The sequence below is a fragment of the Oleiphilus sp. HI0128 genome, assembly GCF_001635365.1.
The window spans coordinates 1-1,052 of record NZ_LWGG01000250.1; the positions used below are offsets into that span (position 1 = coordinate 1).

Below are 1,052 nucleotides of genomic sequence, written 5' to 3' on the forward strand. Positions count from 1 at the left end.
TACCTTTACATAAAGCTTTTACGCAAATTCTTCGTGCAGCAGATGGTCCAAAAGTTGGCTTTTCTTTGCCTGTAAGGTCTTCAGGTATACAAGGTGGCGTGTTTAAGCAACTAGGTATGCTAAAGCAATTGAAGGCAGTTCAGATCGCTCTCGATGGACTTTTCGAAAAGCTAGGTATTCCTTCGTCAGTCTTTTCAGCACTAATGCCAGGCCTGAAATTTAGTGCAGATTCAACACAGAAACTTTTAGTTAAACAGGGCTTGCGAGCCCCAGCATTTGAAGATTATGTCGATCAGTTATGGGACTACTACAATCGCTATTTGGACCCTGCTAAGAACAGAGAGGGCTTGGCTGAACTCGCCCTTAATAATAAAACAGTTTTAATTACAGGCGGCTCAAGTGGAATTGGCTATGCGAGCGCCAAACGGGCTCTGAGTTATGGTGCTCGAGTTATTCTGGTTGCCCGGCATCAAGATAAACTAAATGAGTGTAAAGAGGCATTAATTGCCAGCGGTGTAGACCCAGAACGAATCGACATCTATACGTGTGATTTATCCCATTTTGATGAGTGTGACGCGCTTGTTACCTATATAGAGGATAAGTACGTTTCACTTGTTGTTTTGTCTAGTAATGCTGGACGCTCAATTCGTCGTTCTCTTTCTCGCTCTGAAGGGCGTTTCCATGATTTGGAGCGAACGATGCAGTTAAATTACTTTGGGGCTTCGCGCTTGATTTTGGGGCTTCTTCCTTCCATGGTCAAAAATGGTGGAGGGCATATTCTTCATTCTTCTTCAATGGGTACTATGGCTGTCACGCCACGTTTTGGGCCTTATATGGCAAGCAAATCTGCTATGGATGCGTTGTGTGACTCACTGGCTGCAGAGTTTGCTAACCGGGATATAAGTGTCACCTCGATAAAATTCCCCTTGGTTAAGACCGAAATGGTTGCGCCAACGAAAGAATATAAAAATGCCGACCTGGTAAGCGCCGAGGATGCGGCACAAATGTTTATTGATGCGGTGATAGATAAGCCCAGAAAGCAACTTACCGGA

The 1,052-nt window shown here is 44.5% G+C and carries 1 protein-coding gene; it reads left to right on the forward strand.

All coding sequences use genetic code 11. From position 1 onward, the window contains the following. A partial coding sequence (locus A3763_RS03305; protein WP_156494868.1) for an SDR family NAD(P)-dependent oxidoreductase occupies positions 1 to 1,052 on the forward strand: 1,052 nt, incomplete at both ends.